At 58.2% G+C, this 20,290-nt stretch carries 20 protein-coding genes; 13 read left to right on the top strand and 7 right to left on the bottom strand.

Going from position 1 to position 20,290, the window contains the following annotated elements; genetic code table 11:
- Nucleotides 1-97: 97 nt before the first annotated feature.
- Together KPHS_28490 and KPHS_28480 are read right to left on the bottom strand one after the other, a co-directional pair.
- Entirely contained in the window at nucleotides 98-1,480 is a 1,383-nt protein-coding gene (locus KPHS_28490) for a nitrate extrusion protein (protein ID YP_005227149.1), read from the bottom strand.
- A 174-nt stretch (nucleotides 1,481-1,654) separates the two neighbouring features.
- Nucleotides 1,655-2,230 (bottom strand): TetR family transcriptional regulator, encoded by a 576-nt coding sequence (locus KPHS_28480; protein YP_005227148.1) that lies wholly within the window; start codon nucleotides 2,228-2,230, stop codon nucleotides 1,655-1,657.
- Between the two features lie 123 nt (nucleotides 2,231-2,353).
- On the opposite strand from KPHS_28480, the gene KPHS_28470 reads away from it, so the two are divergent.
- Complete coding sequence (locus KPHS_28470) at nucleotides 2,354-3,853, top strand: energy-dependent efflux protein for methyl viologen resistance (RefSeq protein ID YP_005227147.1); 1,500 nt, start codon at nucleotides 2,354-2,356, stop codon at nucleotides 3,851-3,853.
- On the opposite strand, the gene KPHS_28460 is transcribed toward KPHS_28470, so the two are convergent.
- Nucleotides 3,848-4,738 (bottom strand): IclR family transcriptional regulator, encoded by an 891-nt coding sequence (locus KPHS_28460; RefSeq protein YP_005227146.1) that lies wholly within the window; start codon nucleotides 4,736-4,738, stop codon nucleotides 3,848-3,850. The genes KPHS_28470 and KPHS_28460 overlap by 6 nt on opposite strands.
- Nucleotides 4,739-4,853: 115 nt before the next feature.
- On the opposite strand from KPHS_28460, the gene KPHS_28450 reads away from it, so the two are divergent.
- From KPHS_28450 to KPHS_28390, 7 genes are all read left to right on the top strand, one after another.
- On the top strand, nucleotides 4,854-6,017 hold the full coding sequence (locus KPHS_28450) for an L-Ala-D/L-Glu epimerase, a muconate lactonizing enzyme (RefSeq protein YP_005227145.1): 1,164 nt from the start codon (nucleotides 4,854-4,856) through the stop codon (nucleotides 6,015-6,017).
- Between the two features lie 19 nt (nucleotides 6,018-6,036).
- Complete coding sequence (locus KPHS_28440) at nucleotides 6,037-6,327, top strand: putative muconolactone delta-isomerase (RefSeq protein ID YP_005227144.1); 291 nt, start codon at nucleotides 6,037-6,039, stop codon at nucleotides 6,325-6,327.
- Nucleotides 6,328-6,393: 66 nt separating this feature from the next.
- Complete coding sequence (locus KPHS_28430; RefSeq protein ID YP_005227143.1) at nucleotides 6,394-7,320, top strand: catechol 1,2-dioxygenase; 927 nt, start codon at nucleotides 6,394-6,396, stop codon at nucleotides 7,318-7,320.
- A gap of 109 nt (nucleotides 7,321-7,429) precedes the next feature.
- Nucleotides 7,430-8,812: a 3-phenylpropionate dioxygenase subunit alpha gene (locus KPHS_28420; protein ID YP_005227142.1), complete on the top strand. Its 1,383-nt coding sequence runs from the start codon at nucleotides 7,430-7,432 to the stop codon at nucleotides 8,810-8,812.
- Nucleotides 8,812-9,297: a 3-phenylpropionate dioxygenase subunit beta gene (locus KPHS_28410; RefSeq protein ID YP_005227141.1), complete on the top strand. Its 486-nt coding sequence runs from the start codon at nucleotides 8,812-8,814 to the stop codon at nucleotides 9,295-9,297. The genes KPHS_28420 and KPHS_28410 overlap by 1 nt, the downstream gene beginning before the upstream one ends.
- 9 nt (nucleotides 9,298-9,306) lie before the next feature.
- On the top strand, nucleotides 9,307-10,323 hold the full coding sequence (locus KPHS_28400; RefSeq protein ID YP_005227140.1) for an NADH oxidoreductase for HCP: 1,017 nt from the start codon (nucleotides 9,307-9,309) through the stop codon (nucleotides 10,321-10,323).
- A 9-nt stretch (nucleotides 10,324-10,332) separates the two neighbouring features.
- Entirely contained in the window at nucleotides 10,333-11,106 is a 774-nt protein-coding gene (locus KPHS_28390) for a 1,6-dihydroxycyclohexa-2,4-diene-1-carboxylate dehydrogenase (RefSeq protein YP_005227139.1), read from the top strand.
- On the opposite strand, the gene KPHS_28380 is transcribed toward KPHS_28390, so the two are convergent.
- Nucleotides 11,103-11,981 (bottom strand): aromatic amino acid DMT transporter YddG, encoded by an 879-nt coding sequence (locus tag KPHS_28380; protein YP_005227138.1) that lies wholly within the window; start codon nucleotides 11,979-11,981, stop codon nucleotides 11,103-11,105. The two genes, KPHS_28390 and KPHS_28380, sit on opposite strands and share 4 nt — an antisense overlap.
- A 225-nt stretch (nucleotides 11,982-12,206) precedes the next feature.
- Between KPHS_28380 and KPHS_28370 the strand changes: the two genes are divergently transcribed.
- Genes KPHS_28370 through KPHS_28340 form a run of 4 tightly spaced genes read left to right on the top strand, consistent with a single transcriptional unit; the run spans nucleotide 12,207 to nucleotide 16,799 of the window.
- Nucleotides 12,207-12,794: a nitrate inducible formate dehydrogenase subunit alpha gene (locus KPHS_28370; protein ID YP_005227137.1), complete on the top strand. Its 588-nt coding sequence runs from the start codon at nucleotides 12,207-12,209 to the stop codon at nucleotides 12,792-12,794.
- A gap of 48 nt (nucleotides 12,795-12,842) precedes the next feature.
- Nucleotides 12,843-15,254, top strand: a complete 2,412-nt coding sequence (locus KPHS_28360) for a formate dehydrogenase-N alpha subunit (protein ID YP_005227136.1) — start codon at nucleotides 12,843-12,845, stop codon at nucleotides 15,252-15,254.
- A gap of 11 nt (nucleotides 15,255-15,265) precedes the next feature.
- Entirely contained in the window at nucleotides 15,266-16,150 is an 885-nt protein-coding gene (locus tag KPHS_28350; RefSeq protein YP_005227135.1) for a formate dehydrogenase-N, Fe-S beta subunit, nitrate-inducible, read from the top strand.
- On the top strand, nucleotides 16,143-16,799 hold the full coding sequence (locus KPHS_28340) for a formate dehydrogenase-N gamma subunit (RefSeq protein YP_005227134.1): 657 nt from the start codon (nucleotides 16,143-16,145) through the stop codon (nucleotides 16,797-16,799). Before KPHS_28350 ends, KPHS_28340 begins: the two co-directional genes overlap by 8 nt.
- A 375-nt stretch (nucleotides 16,800-17,174) precedes the next feature.
- Here KPHS_28340 and KPHS_28330 read toward each other — a convergent pair whose 3' ends face one another.
- The 3 genes from KPHS_28330 to KPHS_28310 form a co-directional block, all read right to left on the bottom strand.
- Nucleotides 17,175-17,360: a hypothetical protein gene (locus KPHS_28330; RefSeq protein ID YP_005227133.1), complete on the bottom strand. Its 186-nt coding sequence runs from the start codon at nucleotides 17,358-17,360 to the stop codon at nucleotides 17,175-17,177.
- Nucleotides 17,361-17,538: 178 nt separating this feature from the next.
- Nucleotides 17,539-18,357 (bottom strand): polyphosphate kinase 2, encoded by an 819-nt coding sequence (locus KPHS_28320; protein ID YP_005227132.1) that lies wholly within the window; start codon nucleotides 18,355-18,357, stop codon nucleotides 17,539-17,541.
- Between the two features lie 67 nt (nucleotides 18,358-18,424).
- Nucleotides 18,425-18,865: a putative glyoxalase/bleomycin resistance protein/dioxygenase gene (locus KPHS_28310; RefSeq protein ID YP_005227131.1), complete on the bottom strand. Its 441-nt coding sequence runs from the start codon at nucleotides 18,863-18,865 to the stop codon at nucleotides 18,425-18,427.
- Nucleotides 18,866-19,129: 264 nt separating this feature from the next.
- On the opposite strand from KPHS_28310, the gene KPHS_28300 reads away from it, so the two are divergent.
- Nucleotides 19,130-20,284 (top strand): protein AraJ, encoded by a 1,155-nt coding sequence (locus KPHS_28300; protein YP_005227130.1) that lies wholly within the window; start codon nucleotides 19,130-19,132, stop codon nucleotides 20,282-20,284.
- Nucleotides 20,285-20,290 lie beyond the last annotated feature (6 nt).

Below are 20,290 nucleotides of genomic sequence, written 5' to 3'. Positions count from 1 at the left end.
GATGATGTCCGGCATCGTGCCACCCGGCCGGATGAGCGAACGAACTCGTAAGGCCGGATAAGGCGTAAGCCGCTATCCGGCAGATAAATCGTTATGGTTAAGCGGGTTTACGGCGGCCGTAGACCAGCCAGGTCACCAGCACGCAAACCACATAGAAGACAAAAAAGACTTTCATCGCGCCAACCGGTGAGCCGGTCATCGCCAGCGAGGTGCCGAAGGCTTTCGGAATAAAGAAGCCGCCGATGGCGCCGATCGCCGAGATAAAGCCCAGCGCGGCAGCGGTATCGGTCACCGCCTCGTGCTGCGCTTCTTCATCGCTTCCGCCGCGCTGTTTTACGCTGTCGATGGTGAGCTGGCGGAAGATGACGGCGATCATCTGGAAGGTGGAGCCGCTTCCCAGACCGGCGGTTAAAAAGAGCCCCATAAACACCACGTAGAAAGCGAGAAAGCTGCCGGAGCCGCTGCCTGGCAGGGTCAGAAACAGCAGGCCGGTAAACAGCGCCATCAGGACGAAGTTAACCAGCGTCACCCGCACGCCGCCGAGACGGTCGGAGATGATCCCGCCGAACGAGCGCGCCAGCGCGCCGATGAACGGTCCAAAGAAGGCGAGCTTGAGGATATCGACCGCGGGAAACTGGGTTTTCGCCAGCATGGCAAAGCCGGCGGAAAAGCCGATGAACGAGCCAAACGTCGCCAGATAGAGCAGGCTTAACAGCCACATATGCGGTCGCTTGAGCACGGGAAGCTGATCGCGAATCGAGGCCTTTGAACCGGCGATATCGTTCATGCCGAACCATGCCGCGACGGTGGCGAGCAGCAGCAGCGGTACCCAGACGAGCGCCGCATTACTCAGGGTGATTGTCGAACCATCGGGCTGGGTGACGCCATGGACGCCGAGAAAGGTGAAGAGCGGCAGGAAGATGACCGCCGGGGCGACCATCTGCATCACGCTTACGCCCAGATTGCCAAGACCGCCGTTGACTCCCAGCGCGCTGCCCTGTTTCGCTTTGGGGAAAAAGAAACTGATATTTCCCATGCTGGAAGCAAAATTCGCTCCGGCAAAACCGCATAGCAGCGCAATAATAATAAATACCCAGAACGGAGTAGTAATATTCTGGATTGCCACTCCTAACCAAATACAAGGCACGATCAGGATAACGGTACTTAATACGGTCCAGTAGCGCCCGCCAAAAAGGGGTACCATAAAGGAGTAGGGGACCCGTAATATCGCGCCGGAAAGTGAAGGCAGGGCGGTTAATAAAAAAAGCTGGTCGGTGGTGAAATGAAAACCGACCTTATTGAGATTGACCGCTACGGCGCTGAATAACATCCATACGCAGAAAGCAAGCAGCAGACAGGCCACTGATATCCATAGATTTCTTCGCGCAATGGCTTGGCCTTTATTTTCCCAGAATGCCTTGTTTTCAGGCCGCCAGTTGTTCAAAAGGTAATGATTATCTTTATCATTCTGCACCGACATATTGCCCTCTACTTGCCCGGAAAGGAGTAAATAAATAAGGTCAACAGCTGAATACAAGGGGATAGTGAATAACGCTTAATTTGCGTTATCTATGAAGCGTAGATAAAAAAAACGTGCTGACAGAGAGCACGTGGTAAGCGTAGCGGAATTAATTGTTACTAAATGTAAAGATAGCTAAAACAACTCCAGCTTAATCATCTTATTTACATAGCGGCTAAACGCCGCCTCATCCAGGGCCTGCGCGTCCAGCGCATAAATCCCGTCGAGGCCGCACACCAGGGCGATAAAGCGCCAGGCGATATCCGCCGCAGGCTCAGCCGACCGAAATTCGCCGCTGGCGAGGCCCTGCTCGATGATGGCGACGGTCTCGGCATGCCACATATTCATGGTCAGCAGGTAGGCCGCTTTGATGTCCGGATCGCTGTCGGCCAGCACCTGGCCTTCGCGCCACAGGCGGATATAGGGTTCCAGTCGGCCATCCTCGCTGCCGATCATCGAGAACAAGCGCTCGCGCCAGCTGGCGTCCTCAGCCACCAGCGGCATGTCGAGCATCTCGCGGATCAGGCGGATGAAAACCTGCGCTTTCAGCTCGCCGATGGAGGTGAAGTGGTGGTGCAGCTGCCCGGCGGCCACCTGGGCTTCGCGGGCGATCTGCCGCACGGTCATGGCGGCAAAGCCGCCGCGTAGCGCCAGGCGCATGGCGGCCTGCATAATCCCTTCCCGTCGCGCATCACGTTGTAAATAGTGCATAGAACCCCACTGTCATCTGGCTTTGGCCGAGTGTAACAAAAAGTTGGACATGTGTTCAACAATCCGGCAGGATCGCCATCCTGGACGTGTGTCCAATATTCAATATTGATTGAGGTACAAGCTATGTCACGGCAATGGATGACGCTGATGGCGATTTTGCTGGTTTATATTCCGGTGGCGATTGACGCTACGGTGTTGCATGTGGCCGCGCCGACCCTCAGCGTGGCGCTGGGTAGCAGCGGCAATGAGCTGTTGTGGATCATTGATATCTACTCATTAGTGATGGCCGGCATGGTGCTGCCGATGGGCGCCCTTGGCGATAAGATCGGCTTTAAGCGCCTGCTGCTGCTCGGCAGCGCCATTTTTGGCATCGCCTCGCTGTGCGCCGCGCTGTCGCCTACGGCCATGACGCTGATTGCCTCACGCGCTTTGCTGGCGGTGGGGGCGGCGATGATCGTCCCGGCGACGCTGGCCGGGATCCGCAGCACCTTTGCCGAGGCCAGCCAGCGCAATATGGCGCTGGGGCTGTGGGCAGCGGTCGGCTCCGGCGGCGCGGCCTTCGGCCCGCTGGTGGGCGGTATCCTGCTGGAGCATTTCTACTGGGGGTCGGTGTTCCTGATCAATGTGCCGATCGTGCTGGTGGTTATCGCGATTAACGCGAAAGTGGTGCCGCGCCAGCCCGCGCGCCGCGAACAGCCGCTCAATCTACTGCAGGCGCTCGTTTTGATTGCCGCGATCCTGATGCTGGTGTTTAGCGCGAAATCGGCGCTGAAGGGCCAGCTGGCGCTGTGGCTCACCGCGCTGGTGGCGCTCGGCGGGGCGGCGATGTTAACCTGGTTTATCCGCAAGCAGCTGTCGGCGGCCCGCCCGATGGTGGATATGCGCCTGTTCACCCATCGCATTATCTTAAGCGGGGTGATGATGGCGATGACGGCCCTGATTACCCTGGTCGGTTTTGAGCTACTGATGGCCCAGGAGCTGCAGTTTGTGCACCAGAAAACGCCGTTCGAGGCGGGGATATTTATGCTGCCGGTAATGGTGGCCAGCGGCTTCAGCGGCCCGATTGCCGGCCTGCTGGTGTCGCGGCTTGGGCTGCGCGAGGTGGCGACCGGCGGGATGCTGCTCAGCGCCTTCAGCTTTCTCGGCCTGGCGTTGACCGATTTCAGTACCCAGCAGTGGCTGGCCTGGGGGCTGATGACGCTGCTGGGCTTTAGCGTGGCCAGCGCGCTGCTGGCCTCCAGTTCCGCGATTATGGCGGCAGCGCCGAAGGAGAAAGCGGCGGCCGCCGGGGCGATTGAAACCATGGCCTATGAGCTGGGCGCCGGTCTCGGCATAGCGCTGTTCGGCCTGATCCTGACCCGCAGCTACAGCGCCTCTATTGCGCTGCCGTCTGGCCTGAGTGGCGCCATGGCGCAGCAGGCGGCGTCATCGATTGGCGAGGCGGTGAGTCTGTCCCAGGCGCTGCCCGCCGGGGTGGCGCAGGCGCTGATGGCGGCGGCGAAGACGGCTTTTATTCAGGCTCATAGCCTGGTGCTGGCGACGGCGGGTGTATTGCTTCTGCTGCTGGCCGCTGGGATCTGGCGCAGCCTCGCCACCGTGGCGAAACCGCAGTCGGCGCTATAGCTGCAGCGACAGATCCATCGCCGCGCGCCGTAGCGGGGCGAGAGCCTTCTCTTTTAACGCCGCGGCGCTGACCGTCGCGGCAGGTACCCCGACATTCAGGGCGGCCACCACCTGACCGTGACGCGACAGCACGGGTACCGCCAGCGAGCACAAGCCTACCTCGATCTGCCGGTCGGCGAGGGCATAGCCCTGCATGCGCACCCGGGCGATCTCTGCACGTAAACCGGACAAATCGCACAGGGTATGCGGAGTGTAGCGAATAAGCGTAGCCCGTGACAACGTCACTTCCAGCTGTTCCTCCGGCAGCGCGCTCAGCAACACCCGCCCCATCGACGTGGCCCACGCCGGCAGGCGGCTGCCTCGCCCCAGATCGATGCTCAGTAAATTATTGACCGCCGCGCGGGCAATATAGAGCACGTTATCCCCGTCGAGCGTGGCCGCCGAACAGGATTCGCCGAGCGCTTTGCCAAGATTATCCAGCGCCGTCTGCGCCACCTTGGCCAGCGGCGTGCCTGCCAGATAGGCGTGGCCGACGGCCAGCACCCGGGGGAGCAGTTCATAGCTACGGCCATCCGGACTGTGCACCATGCCCAGCGCGGCGAGGGTATACAAACAGCGGCGTACCGCCGCGCGCGAGATTTGCGTTTTCTGGCTGAGCTGGGAAATGGTCAGCCGCTGGCGCTGGGGGGTGAAGGCGTTAAGGACCTCAAGCCCGCGGGCCAGAGACAGCATAAAGTTAGGGTCGTGCTCGGCCTGCCTGGCGCTCAGCGTATTGGGTATATTGTCGCTCATCGCATCCTTCTCCGTTGCAGCGTAAAGCTCACGGCAGATCACTATACCTTGCGCAAAATGGGGCGCGCTGAATTGTGCCGGTTTTACCACCATGATCACATTAATAACCGTCTATTAACAAACGCGTCGATAATCGCACAACATTTCGATTATCGCCGTTGACCATCCGCCAGGCTGAACCCTATTGTCAATGGCACAGACCCCCGTTATGGATGTGGGTACAAAAAGTTATATATCTCATCAGGAACAGAAGATGACTGCCACCATAGAGCAAATCGAGAGCTGGATTGTGGATGTCCCGACCATCCGGCCGCATAAATTGTCGATGACCACCATGGGCTGCCAGTCGCTGGTGATTGTGCGCCTTACCCGTTCCGACGGCATCTGCGGCATCGGCGAAGCCACCACCATCGGCGGCTTGAGCTATGGCGTTGAGAGCCCCGAGGCCATCTTGTCAGCGATCACCCATTATCTGACGCCGCTGTTGAAAGGGCAGCCGGCCGATAACCTGAATGCGCTGACCGCCCGCATGAACGGCGCCATTAAAGGCAACACCTTTGCGAAGTCCGCCATCGAAACCGCACTGCTCGACGCCCAGGGCAAAGCCTTAGGTCTGCCGGTATCAGCCCTGCTCGGCGGCGCGCTGCAAACGGCGTTGCCGGTGCTGTGGACCTTAGCCAGCGGCGATACCGCGAAAGATATCGCTGAAGGAGAGAAACTGTTGGCCGAAGGCCGCCACCGGGCGTTCAAACTGAAGATCGGCGCGCGTGAACTCGCCACCGACCTGCGTCATACCCGCGCCATCGTTGAAGCGTTAGGCGACCGCGCCAGCATCCGTGTCGACGTCAACCAGGCCTGGGACGCCGCCACCGGCGCGAAAGGCTGCCGCGAACTGGCGGCGATGGGCGTCGATCTTATCGAACAGCCGGTCAGCGCCCACGATAATGCCGCCCTGGTGCGGTTTAGCCAGCAAATTGAAACCGCGATCCTCGCGGATGAAGCGGTCGCGACCGCCTACGATGGTTATCAGCTGGCGCAGCAGGGCTTTACCGGCGCTTACGCGCTGAAAATCGCCAAAGCCGGGGGGCCGAACAGCGTGCTGGCGCTGGCCCGCGTCGCGCAGGCGGCAGGGATTGGCCTGTACGGCGGCACCATGCTGGAAGGCACCGTAGGGACCGTGGCTTCTCTGCACGCCTGGTCGACGCTGCCGCTGCAGTGGGGTACCGAGATGTTCGGCCCGCTGTTGCTGAAAGACGATATTGTCAGCGTGCCGCTCACCTTTGCCGACGGTCAGGTGGCGCTGCCGCAAACGCCGGGACTTGGCGTCGAGCTGGATGAAGACAAACTGCATTTTTATACCCGCCAGCCGTAGCGGGGAACAGGAGAAAAAAATGTTATTTAAAGTGGAGATGACCGTCAATATTCCGCCTGGCTTTCCCGCCAACGAGGCGGAGGAAATAAAACAACGCGAAAAAGCCTATTCGCAACAATTACAGCGGGAAGGCAAATGGCGGCATATCTGGCGCGTTGCCGGCCTTTATGCCAACGTCAGTATTTTCGATGTTCAAGATGCCGAAGAATTGCATCAAATATTAATGGGATTGCCGCTATATCCCTTTATGGCGATAAAAGTGGAAGCCCTCTGTCGTCATCCGTCATCAATTCGCGATGACGATCGCTAATAATAATATCTGACCTCACGCCGGTATTACCGGCGTATACCCTGCAAAATATAAGAGAGAACCAGTATGAGTAATGTATTCGTACAACAGCCAGCTATTCAGAAATTATTACGCGACAGTGCCGGATTAGATGTTGCCGGCGGCGATGAACGTTTTAAGGCGATTATTCATCGTCTGCTGGAAAATATCTGCACGCTCATCGACGACTATAACGTTACGGAAGAAGAGTTCTGGCACGCGGTAAACTATTTGCACGAGCTGGGCGGGCGTCAGGAGGCGGCGCTGCTGGCGGCGGGTCTGGGACTGGAGCATTTCCTCGATCTGCGCCAGGACGCCATCGACGCGGCAGCGCATCGGGAAACCGGCACCCCGCGCACCATCGAAGGGCCGCTGTACGTGGCTAATGCGCCGCTGGCCGAGGGTCACGCCCGCATGGATGATGGCGCCGACGCCGGAGAAGTGATGTGGCTGCACGGTGAAGTCAAAGACACCGAAGGCCGGCCAGTGGCCAACGCTATTGTTGATATCTGGCACGCCAACACCCTCGGAAATTATTCCTTCTTCGACCCAGGCCAGAGTGAGTACAACCTGCGCCGGCGGATCCGCACCGGCGCCGATGGCCGCTACAGCGTGCGCAGCATCATGCCCTCCGGCTACGGCTGCCCGCCGGATGGCCCAACCCAGAAACTGCTGGACAGACTGGGTCGCCACGGCAACCGTCCGGCGCACATTCACTTTTTCGTCTCCGCGCCGGGTCATAAACATCTGACCAGCCAGATTAACCTCAATGGCGATAAATACCTGTGGGACGATTTTGCCTTTGCCACCCGCGACGGCCTGATTGCCGATCCGGTAAAAGTGACCGACCGCGAGATCATCGCGCAGCGCAATCTTGAGGGAGAGCACACCGAGGTTTGTTTTGATTTCACCCTGTGTAAAGCGCTGAGCGCCGACGAAGAGCAGCGCGGGATCCGCGTGCGCGCCAAAGAGTAAGCGGCATTATCGGCCCCGGGCACGCTACTGCCCGGGCCAGATATTGCACTCGAAAACGAAGAATTCACCCTGTTTCTTTCATCCTGAATCCTGCAGGAGGGACCGACTCATGCAAAAAACGCTCTCGACGCTCAAAGACAAAATCAATAATGCCTTAGTTGTCGACCGTGAAAATCATATTTACCGCTGCCATCGTTCTATATTTACCGACCAGCAGTTATTTGATTTTGAAATGAAACATATCTTCGAAGGAAATTGGGTTTTTCTTGCCCATGAAAGCCAGGTTGCCGAGCCGGGAGATTATTATACCCTGACGCTGGGACGGCAGCCGGTTATTATTACCCGCGATAAAAAGAATGAGCTGCACGCGCTAATTAACAGCTGCGCTCACCGCGGCGCCATGTTATGTCGACGCAAAACCGGGAATAAAAATTCTTTCACCTGTCCGTTCCACGGCTGGACCTTCAGCAATAATGGCAAATTATTAAAGGCCAAAGATGAGAGCACTGGCGGCTATCCGCCGAGCTTTAAACAAGACGGCTCCCACGACCTGCAAAAGTTGCCGCGTTTTCAGTCCTATCGCGGTTTCTTATTCGGTAGCCTCAATGACGACGTGCAGCCGCTGGAGGCCTATCTCGGGGAAACCTGCAAGATTATCGACCTGATCGTCGACCAGGCGCCGGAGGGGCTCGAGGTACTTAAGGGTTCGTCGAGCTATGTATATGAGGGCAACTGGAAACTGGGCGCGGAAAACGGCGCCGATGGCTATCACGTCAGCGTGGTGCACTGGAACTACGCCTCAACCATGTCACGCCGCAACTATGAAGCGGAAGGGACGCACGCGGTGGATGTCAACGGTTGGTCAAAAAGCCTCGGCGGCGGCTATGGATTTGATAACGGCCATATGCTGTTGTGGACCCGGGCGCTCAACCCGGAAGTGCGCCCGGTCTATGCCCACCGCGAACGGCTGCAGGCGGAATTTGGCAAACACCGTGCCGACCAGATGGTCAACGAAACCCGCAACCTGTGCCTGTACCCCAATGTCTACCTGATGGATCAGTTCTCGACGCAAATCCGCGTAATCCGCCCCATTGCGGTGGATAAAACCGAAGTCACCATCTGGTGCTTTGCGCCGAAAGGGGAATCCGACCAGGCCAGAGCGCTGCGAATCCGCCAGTACGAGGATTTCTTTAACGTCAGTGGGATGGGGACGCCGGACGACCTCGAAGAGTTCAGCGCCTGTCAGCGCGGCTATCTCGGCGAAAATCTGCCATGGAGCGACCTCAGCCGCGGCGCGCTGCGCTGGGTCGATGGCGCGGATGAGCATGCGCAACATGCTGGCTTTTCGCCGCGGTTAAGCGGGGTGAAATCGGAGGACGAAGCGCTGTACATCGCTCATCACCACCACTGGCAGACGCTGATGCTGGCGGCCATTGAACAGGAACAACAGCGTTACGACCAGTCCATTACCCAGCGCGTGGAGGTGGCCTGATGCTTAACCTCGAACAGGTTCGCCAGTTTCTCTACTACGAAGCCCGTCTGCTGGACGATCGTCAGTGGGACGAATGGCTCAGCTGCTACAGCCCGCAGGTGGTCTACTGGATGCCGGCGTGGGGCGACGATGACCAGCTGACCCGCGACCCGCAAAAAGAGATTTCGCTTATCTACTACCCCAACCGCGAAGGGCTGGAGGATCGCGTCTACCGCATTAAAACCGAGCGCTCCGGGGCCAGCACGCCAGAGCCGCGGACCACCCATATCATCAGCAACGTTGAGCTGATGGGCGAAAGCGACGAGGGTCTGGAGGTGCGTTACAGCTGGGTCACCTGGAGCCATCGCTATCAGCACACTGATGCCTATTTTGGCTCTACCTGCTGCACGCTAATTGAGCAGGACGGCAGGCCGCAGATCGTCCGTAAAACCGTGCGCCTGAATAACGACTATATCCGTCAGGTGATTGACGTTTACCACATTTAAGAGGCGCTTATGACCTTCAATATTGCTCTTAATTTTGAGGACGGCATTACGCGATTCATTCAATGCCATGCCGGGGAGAAGGTGCTGGATGCGGCCTATCGCCAGAAGGTAAACCTGCCGATGGACTGTTCGGACGGCGTTTGCGGTACCTGCAAATGCCACTGCGCCAGCGGTGAGTACGACCTGGGTGAAGATTATCTCGACGAGGCGTTAAGCGACGACGAAGCGCAGGCCCGTCAGGTGCTGACCTGTCAGATGGTCCCGACCAGCGACTGCGTGATCGATGTGCCGGTGGCCGCCGCGCAGTGTAAAACCGCGCTGACCAACACCGGGGCGCAGGTACGACAGGTGAATTTACTGTCCGATACCGCCATCGAACTGGTGGTCGCCCTCGATGAGCCGCTGGCCTTCCTGCCGGGGCAGTACGTCAACATTCAGGTGCCGGGTACGCCTCATGTCCGCGCCTACTCATTTAGCTCGCAACCGGGCTCCCTCGAAGGGCGTTTTCTGATCCGTAACGTGCCTGGCGGGATGATGAGCCAGTGGTTAACCCAGCGGGCGCGGCCCGGCGATCGTCTTACCCTCAGCGGCCCGATGGGCAGCTTCTATCTGCGCCACGGCGAACGTCCGCTGCTGATGCTGGCGGGCGGTACCGGCCTGGCGCCGCTGCTCTCCATGCTCCATACCCTGCAGACACAGGGCAGCCAGCGTCCGGTGATGCTGCTGTACGGTGTTACTCGTGACTGCGATCTGGTGAAAACCGACGCGCTGGATACCTTTACTCAACAGCTGACGGGGTATCGTTGGCTACCGGTGGTGGCCGATGAAAACAGCACTTGTCCGCAGCGCGGCTTTGTCACCGACCATCTCGACGACGCGATGCTGAACAACGGCGACGTGGACATCTATCTCTGCGGCCCGCCGCCGATGGTTAACGCGGTTGCCACGGCGTTGCGCGACCGCGGGATCACCCCGGCGGGGTTCTGGTATGAGAAATTTATCGCCAGTCAGAGCGCGGCGGCATAAGGAGACAAAATGCGTTTTACCGATAAAGTCGTCGTCATCACCGGCGCGGCGCAGGGCATTGGCCGCCAGACGGCGGAGCAGGCGGCTGCAGAAGGCGCGGCTCTGCTGCTCATCGATCGCTCGTCATACGTCCATGAGCTGGCGGCGACGCTGGCGCAATCCGGCTGTCTGGTGCTGGCGCTGGAGGCGGATCTGGAAGCGTGGGAAAGTACCGAGCAGGCGTTTGCCGCCGGGGTCGCTCATTTTGGCCGTATCGACGTGCTGATCAACAACGTTGGGGGCACCATCTGGGCGCGCCCCTTTGCCGAATATCAGCCGGAGCAGATTGAGAAAGAGATCCGCCGCTCGCTGTTCCCCACGCTGTGGGGCTGCCGCGCGGCGCTGCCATGGATGCTGAAGCAGGGCAAAGGCAGCATCGTCAACATTTCGTCGGTGGCGACGGCGGGAGTGAATCGGGTGCCGTACTCGGCGGCGAAAGGCGGCGTTAACGCGCTGACCCGCTCGATTGCCATGGAGTACAGCGGCAGCGGTATTCGGATTAACGCCGTGGCCCCGGGCGGGACCGAGGCGCCGCCGCGCCTGACGCCGCGTAACGAAGAGCAGCCGAGCGAGCAGGAAAAGGCGTGGTATCAGCAGGTCGTCGATCAGACGGTGGCGAGCAGTCTGCTGCACCGGTACGGCACGCTGGCGGAACAGGCGAATGCGATCCTGTTTCTCGCCAGCGATGAGGCCAGCTATATCACCGGCGTGACGCTGCCGGTAGCAGGAGGCGATCTCGGCTAACGGCGGGTGGCGTACCAGCAGAGCAGGGAGCCGAGACATACCATCCCGGCCCCCTGCCAGAAGGACCACGACAGGGTCGCACTCAGCAGGATCGCCGCCAGCGCAGAGGAGAGCACCGGCGTGAAGTAGGAGGCCGCCGCCAGCAGGCTGACGTTGCCGTGCAGGATGCCAACGTTCCACGCCGCGTAGGCCAGCCCCAGCGCCACGGAGACCGTCATCAGCTTAATGACCACCGGCCAGCTAAACAGCATCGGCGGCTGGTCGCTGGCGAGGAATTTCAGCCATAGCGTCAGGGCGGTTAACAGGACGAACAGCGTAATGGCGTTTTTACCGCGGGCATATTTGGCCGTCACCGTGCAGTAGGCGGCCCAGATAAACGCCCCGACAAAGGCCAGCAGATAGCTAAGCGGGCTGGAAATGACGTTACTGATAATCTCATCGGGCTGTAGCCCATGCTCACCGCCCAACACCCAGCCAACGCCCAGCAGGGCGAGAATCAGGCCGGGGATCACCAGCCAGCTGCTTTTCTGGCCATTAAAGAGAATGGCGAATAAAATCGTCAGGCTGGGCCACAGGTAATTGACCATCCCCACCTCAATGGCCTGCTGGCGGCTGGCGGCATAGCCCAGCGACAGCGCGAGGCAGATTTCATAGCTGACAAACAGCACGCTGCCGGCCAGCAGATAGCGACGCGGGATCTGGCGCAGGTTGGGAAAGCCGACGGTAAAGATCAGCAGCAGGCCGCTAAGGCTGTAAATCATCGCCGCGCCGCCGACCGCTCCCAGTCCTTCGCTGACGCCGCGAATCAATCCGACCATCGTGCTCCATAAGATAATGGCGGCGAAGCCGATGGTCGTGGCTCTCTTTTTCTCCATGCTTTTCCTGATGGTTACGCAAATGCAGCCGGCATATATATCATCTTTTTATCGGTGAGGGGCGAAATTTTCCGCCGTTGCTAACCCTTAGGGATTAGCGAAAATGGCCAGGGCTGGCGATTAAGGGGGCGAAGGTTTTCCTCCTTGATTTGACGCAAATTTTCCCGGGATTTTGCTGTTAGTTTCCTCCGCGCGATGAATCAACATCCTGCATGGAGGAATGCAATGGACGTCAGCCGCAGAAAGTTCTTTAAGATCTGCGCAGGCGGTATGGCCGGAACTACCGCCGCCGCCCTGGGCTTTGCCCCTAAAATGGCGCTGGCTCAGGCACGCAATTTCAAATTGCTGCGTGCGAAAGAGATCCGCAACACCTGCACTTACTGCTCCGTGGGCTGCGGGCTATTAATGTATAGCCTCGGCGACGGTGCGAAAAACGCCAAAGAAGCGATCTACCATATCGAAGGGGACCCGGACCATCCGGTGAGCCGCGGCGCGCTGTGCCCGAAAGGGGCAGGCCTGCTGGACTATGTCCACAGCGAAAACCGTCTGCGTTATCCGCAATACCGCGCCCCGGGCTCGGATAAATGGCAGCGCATCTCCTGGGATGAAGCCTTTAACCGCATCGCCCGACTGATGAAAGCCGACCGCGACGCCAACTTTATTGAAAAGAATGAACAGGGCGTGACGGTTAACCGCTGGCTTTCCACCGGCATGCTGTGCGCCTCGGCGGCAAGCAATGAGACCGGCATGCTAACGCAAAAATTTGTGCGATCGCTGGGTATGCTGGCGGTAGACAACCAGGCGCGCGTCTGACACGGACCAACGGTAGCAAGTCTTGCTCCAACATTTGGTCGCGGTGCGATGACCAACCACTGGGTGGATATCAAAAACGCCAACGTCGTGGTGGTGATGGGCGGTAACGCCGCCGAAGCCCATCCGGTGGGTTTCCGCTGGGCGATGGAGGCGAAAAACAATAACGACGCCACGCTGATCGTCGTCGACCCGCGCTTTACGCGTACCGCGTCGGTGGCCGATATCTATGCGCCGATTCGTTCCGGTACCGACATTACCTTCCTGTCGGGCGTGCTGCTGTACCTGATCGAAAACAATAAGATCAATGCCGAGTACGTTAAGCATTACACCAATGCCAGCCTGCTGGTGCGGGATGATTTTGCCTTCGAAGAGGGGCTGTTCAGCGGCTACGATGCGGAAAAACGCCAGTACGATAAATCGTCCTGGAACTACCAGTTCGATGAAAACGGCTACGCCAAACGCGATGAAACGCTCACCCACCCGCGCTGCGTGTGGAATCTGCTGAAGCAGCACGTTTCCCGCTACACGCCCGAGGTGGTCGAAAACATCTGCGGTACGCCGAAAGCGGACTTCCTTAAAGTGTGCGACGTGCTGGCCTCAACCAGCGCCGCGGACCGCACCACCACCTTCCTGTATGCCCTGGGCTGGACGCAGCACACCGTCGGCGCGCAGAACATCCGCACCATGGCGATGATCCAGCTGCTGCTCGGCAATATGGGGATGGCCGGCGGCGGCGTCAACGCCCTGCGCGGCCACTCTAATATTCAGGGGCTGACCGATTTGGGCCTGCTGTCGACCAGTCTGCCGGGCTATTTGACGCTGCCATCGGACAAACAGACCGATCTGCAAAGCTACCTCAGCGCCAACACGCCGAAGGCGACCCTGCCCGAGCAGGTGAACTACTGGAGCAACTACCCGAAATTCTTCGTTAGCCTGATGAAATCCTTCTACGGCGAGGCGGCGCAAAAAGAGAACGACTGGGGCTTTGAGTGGTTACCGAAGTGGGACCAGGCTTACGACGTTATCAAATACTTCAATATGATGGATAACGGCAACGTCACCGGCTATATCTGCCAGGGCTTTAACCCGGTTGCCTCCTTCCCGGATAAAAACAAAGTGGTTCGCAGCCTCAGCAAGCTGAAATATATGGTGGTTATCGACCCGCTGGTGACCGAAACCTCGACCTTCTGGCAGAACCACGGCGAGTCTAATGATGTCGACCCGTCGGCGATTCAGACCGAAGTCTTCCGTCTGCCGTCGACCTGCTTTGCCGAAGAGGACGGTTCGATCGCCAACTCCGGCCGTTGGCTGCAGTGGCACTGGAAAGGTCAGGATGCCCCAGGTGAAGCGCGCAATGATGGCGAAATCCTTGCCGGGATTTACCATCGCCTGCGCGAACTGTACCGCACCGAAGGCGGGAAGGGCGCGGAACCCCTGCTGAAGATGAGCTGGCGCTACAAGCAGCCGGACCATCCGGAATCGGAAGAAGTGGCAAAAGAGAACAACGGCTACGCGCTGGCGGATCTCTACGATCAAAATGGCACTTTGCTGGCGAAAAAAGGCCAACTGCTTAATAGCTTCGCGCTGCTGCGCGATGACGGCAGCACCGCGTCGTCTTGCTGGATCTATACCGGCAGCTGGACCGAGCAGGGTAACCAGATGGCGAATCGTGATAACGCCGATCCTTCGGGCCTGGGCAATACGCTGGGATGGGCCTGGGCGTGGCCGCTCAATCGTCGGGTGCTGTACAACCGCGCTTCGGCCGATATCAACGGCAAGCCCTGGGATGCGAAGCGGATGCTGATCCAGTGGAACGGCAGCAAGTGGGTCGGGAATGATATTCCGGACTTCAATACCGCGCCGCCAGGGAGCAACACCGGGCCGTTTATCATGCAGCAGGAGGGGTTGGGTCGCCTGTTTGCGCTCGATAAACTGGCGGAAGGGCCGTTCCCGGAGCACTACGAGCCGATGGAAACCCCGCTTGGCACTAACCCGCTGCACCCGAAAGTGGTCTCCAGCCCGGTGGTGCGGTTGTATGAAGAGGACGCCATTCGCTTAGGTAAGAAGGATAAATTCCCGTATGTCGGGACCACCTATCGTCTGACCGAGCATTTCCACACCTGGACCAAGCATGCGTTGCTCAATTCCATCGCGCAGCCGGAACAGTTTGTCGAAATCAGCGAAGGGCTGGCGAAAAGCAAAGGCATCGCTAACGGCGATTGGGTGAAAGTCAGCAGCAAGCGCGGCTTCATTCGCGCGGTTGCCGTGGTGACTCGCCGACTGCGCACGCTGAACGTCAACGGCCAGCAGGTGGAGACCGTCGGGATCCCGCTGCACTGGGGTTTTGAAGGCGTGGCCCGTAAAGGCTACATCGCCAACACCCTGACGCCTAACGTTGGCGATTCCAACTCGCAAACGCCGGAATACAAGGCGTTCCTGGTCAACATCGAGAAAGCGTAAGGAGCGATTCAATGGCGATGGAAACCCAAGACATTATTAAACGCTCCGCGACCAACCCGATCACCCCCGCGCCGCGCGCGCGGGACTATAAAGCGGAAGTCGCCAAGCTTATCGATGTCTCCTCCTGCGTGGGCTGTAAAGCCTGCCAGGTGGCCTGTTCCGAGTGGAATGACATCCGCGATGACGTGGGGCACTGCGTCGGGGTGTACGACAACCCGGCGGATCTCAGCGCCAAATCCTGGACGGTAATGCGTTTTAGCGAGACCGAACAGAACGGCAAACTGGAGTGGCTTATCCGCAAGGATGGCTGTATGCACTGCGCAGAGCCGGGCTGCCTGAAGGCCTGCCCATCCGCCGGGGCGATTATTCAGTACGCCAACGGCATCGTCGATTTCCAGCAGGAAAACTGCATCGGCTGCGGCTACTGCATTGCGGGGTGTCCGTTTAACGTCCCGCGCCTCAATAAAGAGGATAACCGGGTCTATAAATGCACCCTGTGCGTGGATCGGGTCAGCGTCGGCCAGGAACCGGCCTGCGTGAAAACCTGTCCTACCGGCGCGATCCACTTCGGTACGAAGAAAGAGATGCTGGAGGTGGCCGAGGAGCGGGTGGCTAAGCTTAAAAAACGCGGTTATGCCAACGCCGGGATTTACAACCCGCCGGGCGTCGGCGGAACCCACGTGATGTACGTCCTGCATCATGCCGACCAGCCGGAGCTGTATCACAAGCTGCCGAAGGAACCGCAGATCGATACCAGTATCAGTCTGTGGAAGGGGGCGCTGAAACCGCTGGCGGCGGCGGGCTTTATCGCCACCTTCGCCGGGCTGATTTACCACTACATCGGTATCGGGCCGAACAAGGAAGTTGACGACGACGAGGAGAAGCATGATGAGTAAATCGAAGATGATTGTGCGCACAACGTTTATCGATCGCGCCTGTCACTGGACGGTGGTTATCTGTTTCTTCCTCGTGGCGCTGTCGGGAATATCGTTCTTCTTTCCGACGCTACAGTGGCTAACGGAAACCTTCGGCACGCCGCAGATGGGGCGTATTCTGCACCCGTTCTTTGGGGTGCTGATTTTTGTCGCGCTGATGTTTATGTTCGTGCGCTTTGTCCACCATAACATCCCTGATAAACAGGATATTCCGTGGCTGAAAGGCATCGTCGAGGTGCTGAAAGGCAACGAGCATAAGGTGGCGCGCGTCGGTAAGTATAACGCCGGGCAGAAGATGATGTTCTGGACCATCATGAGCATGATATTTGTGCTGCTGGTGACCGGGGTGATTATCTGGCGCCCATATTTCGCGGAATATTTCCCGATGCAGGTGATTCGCTATAGCCTGCTGATTCATGCGACGTCGGCCATCATTCTGATCCACGCCATCCTTATCCATATGTATATGGCGTTCTGGGTGAAGGGGTCGATTAAAGGCATGATCGAAGGCAAGGTGAGCCGCCGCTGGGCGAAGAAACACCACCCGCGCTGGTATCGCGATGTCGAACGCCTGGAGGCGATGAAAGAGAATCGTGAAGGGATGAAGTAAGCCTTCACGGCGCGAAACCCGCTCCGGAGATGTCGGAGCGGGTTCCCGGCAGTCAGCAGTTCGTGATAAGTGTATCGATTGAATCGATAACGCCCTGGCGCGCATGACTCAGATTGCAGACGAAATCCTGTGGCGGGATCCGTTTATTATTTAAGTTACTGCTCATTGGCGTACAAAGTAAAAAGCTGTCAAATTCTATATTTATCCTTGGTACGGCATGCTGATGCCAGCGTGGTAACTGTTGTGGTCGCATTAAAGGAATAATGACTCTCGTGGCCAGGTCTGTATAATAATCATTCTGCACGATCATATAATATGGCAGGGTTTTATTTGTCTGAGCAGAACAATTTCGATAAACATTGAATTGTTCAAGCATCATAGCACCCTGAAAAATTCATCATCAGTAAGAGTGCCTCCTTTTGTAATAAATTCATTCATTGCGGCAATGAATTCCTTGTGCTGTCGCTGTTTATCCGCTTCTCGTAAATCCTTACCTGGCTGTTCTGACGCCTTCTGGACGGGTACGTCAGTGGGTCTTTTACGTAGCGTATTACTTTTCATCATAGGCTCCTTGCGGTTGGTTCTGTGATTATTGACTTTACCCACTAAAAAATAAATACCAGCAGTAAGTTTAATATTTATTTTGCGAGACAGCTTCCAGAGGGAAGTAACAGCCTGAAATATTCATGGTTATAGTAATAAACCTGGCGCTGGCATTAACCAGCGCGACGGGAAATAATCAAAACTTCTCCGGAATAAAGCGGAAAGGAAAATTAGTCTGTTTCATTTTGCCAATTTTGCGCTTCGGCAGCGTCACAGGCTCCACCGGTAAAGCTTCATAGGGGATCTGCGACAGCAGATGGGTGATGATATTCAGACGCACGCGCTTTTTATCCTCCGAGCGGGCGACGAACCACGGCGCCCAGGCGGTATCGGTGGCGGCGAACATGGCGTCGCGGGCAGCGGTATATTCATCCCAGCGGTTGAAAGACTTAATGTCCATCGGCGAGAGCTTCCAGATTTTACGCCCGTCGTCGATGCGATCCCGCAGACGGCGCTCCTGTTCCTGCGGAGAGACCTCCAGCCAGTACTTGAGCAGAATAATGCCCGATTCGACCATGCCGCGCTCCACCATCGGCGCGCCGTCGAGGAACTTCTGCACCTCCTCCGGCGTACAAAAGCCCATCACCCGTTCGACGCCGGCGCGGTTATACCAGCTGCGATCGAAAATCACGATTTCGCCGGCCGCCGGGAGATGCTTGATATAGCGCTGAAAGTAGAGCTGGCTTTTTTCGCGCTCGGTGGGCGAGGGTAAGGCGACGACCCGAAAGATACGCGGGCTGACGCGCTCGGTGATGGCCTTAATGGTGCCGCCTTTCCCGGCGCCGTCCCGGCCTTCAAAGACAATGCACACTTTCAGTCCCTTGTGCACTACCCAGCGCTGCAGTTTCACCAGCTCAACGTGGAGTTTGCGCAGCGCTTTCTCGTACGCTTTGTTGTCGAGCGGCGCGATTTTTGTCGCCGTGTCGACCGGATTACCGCTTTTCTTGTTGCCCATCGCCATGCTCCGTGTTGCCGAGGTATCCCTTTGAAGTGTAATCCTCCCCCGGCGAGGCGGTGGAAAATTATTCGCCGGGTTTTCCCGCCAGGATGACTTCCAGTCCCACCCGCTGCCCCCACGACAGCTCCAGGGTGTTACCGTCCGGGTCGGCAAAGAAAGCGAAATAGCCCACCGGATCGCCCAGCTGCTCCGGCTCCCGGCGTAAAACACCTTCCCGCCGTGCGAGGGCCACTTTCTCATCGATCTCGGCCTGGGTGGCGCAGGCGACGCCGAGATGGCCGAACGGTCCCAGCGGCGTATCGGCCGGATCGTCACTTTGCACCAGCACCAGGGCGAAAGGCCGGGTGCGGTCGCTGAGCCATGCCACTTTCCGCGCCGAGGGGAGGTCGGGCTCGCGCTGGTGAATGACGGTCATCGCGGTATAGCGGGTATAAAAATCGATGCTGCTGGCCAGACAGCGGACGGTAAAGGCGACATGAGTAAAACCGACATCAACACTTTGCATGGATAATTCTCCCAAGGTGAACGATGTTTTGACTTTACAACCTCAAGTTAACTTGAGATCAATGAGGTGTTTATCTCTTTGAGCTCACTGATTTTGATAGGGGATTGTTTCTACGAAACCACGCCGCCGGTATGCCACGCGGCTGGGGAACATGAACGAATCAGGCTGTTGTATGGAGGAAACTGCCGTCGGGCGTTTTTAGCTGGTGTGTCGGGGCGGGATAGTAAATAATGCCGGCCGGCTCTCAATACCCCTATAAGATGTATGAAAAAAACGATTTTTTCACTGGCGCTGGGCACCTTTGGACTTGGCATGGCGGAGTTTGGCATTATGGGCGTGCTGCCGGATATGGCGCACGATGTCGGAATATCCATTCCCGCCGCCGGCAATATGATTGCCTGGTATGCCTTCGGCGTGGTGATCGGCGCGCCGATCATGGCGCTGCTCTCCAGCCGGTTTTCCCTGAAATCGGTGATGCTGTTCCTGGCTGGCCTGTGTATTCTCGGCAATACCCTGTTTACCTTCTCCAGTAGCTACGCCATGCTGGCGCTTGGCCGGCTGGTTTCCGGGTTTCCCCACGGGGCGTTCTTTGGCGTCGGCGCGATTATCCTGTCGAAAATCGCGCCCCCGGGGAAGGTGACCGCCGCGGTGGCGGGGATGATTGGCGGCATGACGATCGCTAACCTGGTCGGCGTCCCGGGTGGCACCTGGCTTGGGCATCACTTCAGCTGGCGCTATACCTTTGCGCTTATCGCGGTATTTAACGTGGCGGTATTTCTGGCGATCTTCTGCTGGGTGCCCACGCTTTATGACCGGGCCAGCACGCGGCTGCGCGAGCAGTTCCGTTTTCTGGCCTCCCCGGCGCCGTGGCTGATTTTCGCCGCCACCATGTTCGGTAACGCCGGCGTGTTTGCCTGGTTCAGCTATATCAAGCCCTTTATGCTCAACGTCTCCGGCTTTGCTGAAAGCAAGATGATGCTGATTATGATGCTGGCGGGGCTGGGAATGGTGGTCGGCAATCTGTTGAGCGGCAAAATTTCCGGGCGCTACAGCCCGCTGCGCATTGCGGCCATGACCGACGGGGTCATAGCCGTGACGCTGCTGCTGATCTTTGCCTTCGGTGAACACAAAGTCGCTTCGCTGGCGCTGGCGTTTCTCTGCTGCGCGGGACTATTCGCCCTGTCAGCGCCGCTGCAGATCCTACTGCTGCAGAACGCCAAAGGCGGCGAGATGCTGGGGGCGGCCGGGGGACAGATCGCCTTTAACCTCGGCAGCGCCATCGGCGCCTTCTGCGGCGGAATGATGATCGCCCAGGGCTTTGGCTGGAACAGCGTGGCGCTCCCCGCCGCCGCGCTGTCGTTTCTGGCGATGAGCGCCTTGCTCATCTATGGCTGTCATCAGCGGCGACAAGCTTACTAACGACGC

The organism is Klebsiella pneumoniae subsp. pneumoniae HS11286, from assembly GCF_000240185.1.
GTDB lineage: Bacteria > Pseudomonadota > Gammaproteobacteria > Enterobacterales > Enterobacteriaceae > Klebsiella > Klebsiella pneumoniae.
The sequence above is the reverse complement of the archived record's forward strand: the minus strand, read 5'-3'. Positions and strand labels throughout refer to the sequence as shown.

Bases quoted from the DNA above. Each gene is read 5' to 3' on its own strand.
- KPHS_28490 (YP_005227149.1), bottom strand. From the start codon at position 1,480: ATGTCGGTGCAGAATGATAAAGATAATCATTACCTTTTGAACAACTGG.
- KPHS_28480 (YP_005227148.1), bottom strand. From the start codon at position 2,230: ATGCACTATTTACAACGTGATGCGCGACGGGAAGGGATTATGCAGGCC.
- KPHS_28470 (YP_005227147.1), top strand. From the start codon at position 2,354: ATGTCACGGCAATGGATGACGCTGATGGCGATTTTGCTGGTTTATATT.
- KPHS_28460 (YP_005227146.1), bottom strand. From the start codon at position 4,738: ATGGTGGTAAAACCGGCACAATTCAGCGCGCCCCATTTTGCGCAAGGT.
- KPHS_28450 (YP_005227145.1), top strand. From the start codon at position 4,854: ATGGATGTGGGTACAAAAAGTTATATATCTCATCAGGAACAGAAGATG.
- KPHS_28440 (YP_005227144.1), top strand. From the start codon at position 6,037: ATGTTATTTAAAGTGGAGATGACCGTCAATATTCCGCCTGGCTTTCCC.
- KPHS_28430 (YP_005227143.1), top strand. From the start codon at position 6,394: ATGAGTAATGTATTCGTACAACAGCCAGCTATTCAGAAATTATTACGC.
- KPHS_28420 (YP_005227142.1), top strand. From the start codon at position 7,430: ATGCAAAAAACGCTCTCGACGCTCAAAGACAAAATCAATAATGCCTTA.
- KPHS_28410 (YP_005227141.1), top strand. From the start codon at position 8,812: ATGCTTAACCTCGAACAGGTTCGCCAGTTTCTCTACTACGAAGCCCGT.
- KPHS_28400 (YP_005227140.1), top strand. From the start codon at position 9,307: ATGACCTTCAATATTGCTCTTAATTTTGAGGACGGCATTACGCGATTC.
- KPHS_28390 (YP_005227139.1), top strand. From the start codon at position 10,333: ATGCGTTTTACCGATAAAGTCGTCGTCATCACCGGCGCGGCGCAGGGC.
- KPHS_28380 (YP_005227138.1), bottom strand. From the start codon at position 11,981: ATGGAGAAAAAGAGAGCCACGACCATCGGCTTCGCCGCCATTATCTTA.
- KPHS_28370 (YP_005227137.1), top strand. From the start codon at position 12,207: ATGGACGTCAGCCGCAGAAAGTTCTTTAAGATCTGCGCAGGCGGTATG.
- KPHS_28360 (YP_005227136.1), top strand. From the start codon at position 12,843: ATGACCAACCACTGGGTGGATATCAAAAACGCCAACGTCGTGGTGGTG.
- KPHS_28350 (YP_005227135.1), top strand. From the start codon at position 15,266: ATGGCGATGGAAACCCAAGACATTATTAAACGCTCCGCGACCAACCCG.
- KPHS_28340 (YP_005227134.1), top strand. From the start codon at position 16,143: ATGAGTAAATCGAAGATGATTGTGCGCACAACGTTTATCGATCGCGCC.
- KPHS_28330 (YP_005227133.1), bottom strand. From the start codon at position 17,360: ATGAAAAGTAATACGCTACGTAAAAGACCCACTGACGTACCCGTCCAG.
- KPHS_28320 (YP_005227132.1), bottom strand. From the start codon at position 18,357: ATGGGCAACAAGAAAAGCGGTAATCCGGTCGACACGGCGACAAAAATC.
- KPHS_28310 (YP_005227131.1), bottom strand. From the start codon at position 18,865: ATGCAAAGTGTTGATGTCGGTTTTACTCATGTCGCCTTTACCGTCCGC.
- KPHS_28300 (YP_005227130.1), top strand. From the start codon at position 19,130: ATGAAAAAAACGATTTTTTCACTGGCGCTGGGCACCTTTGGACTTGGC.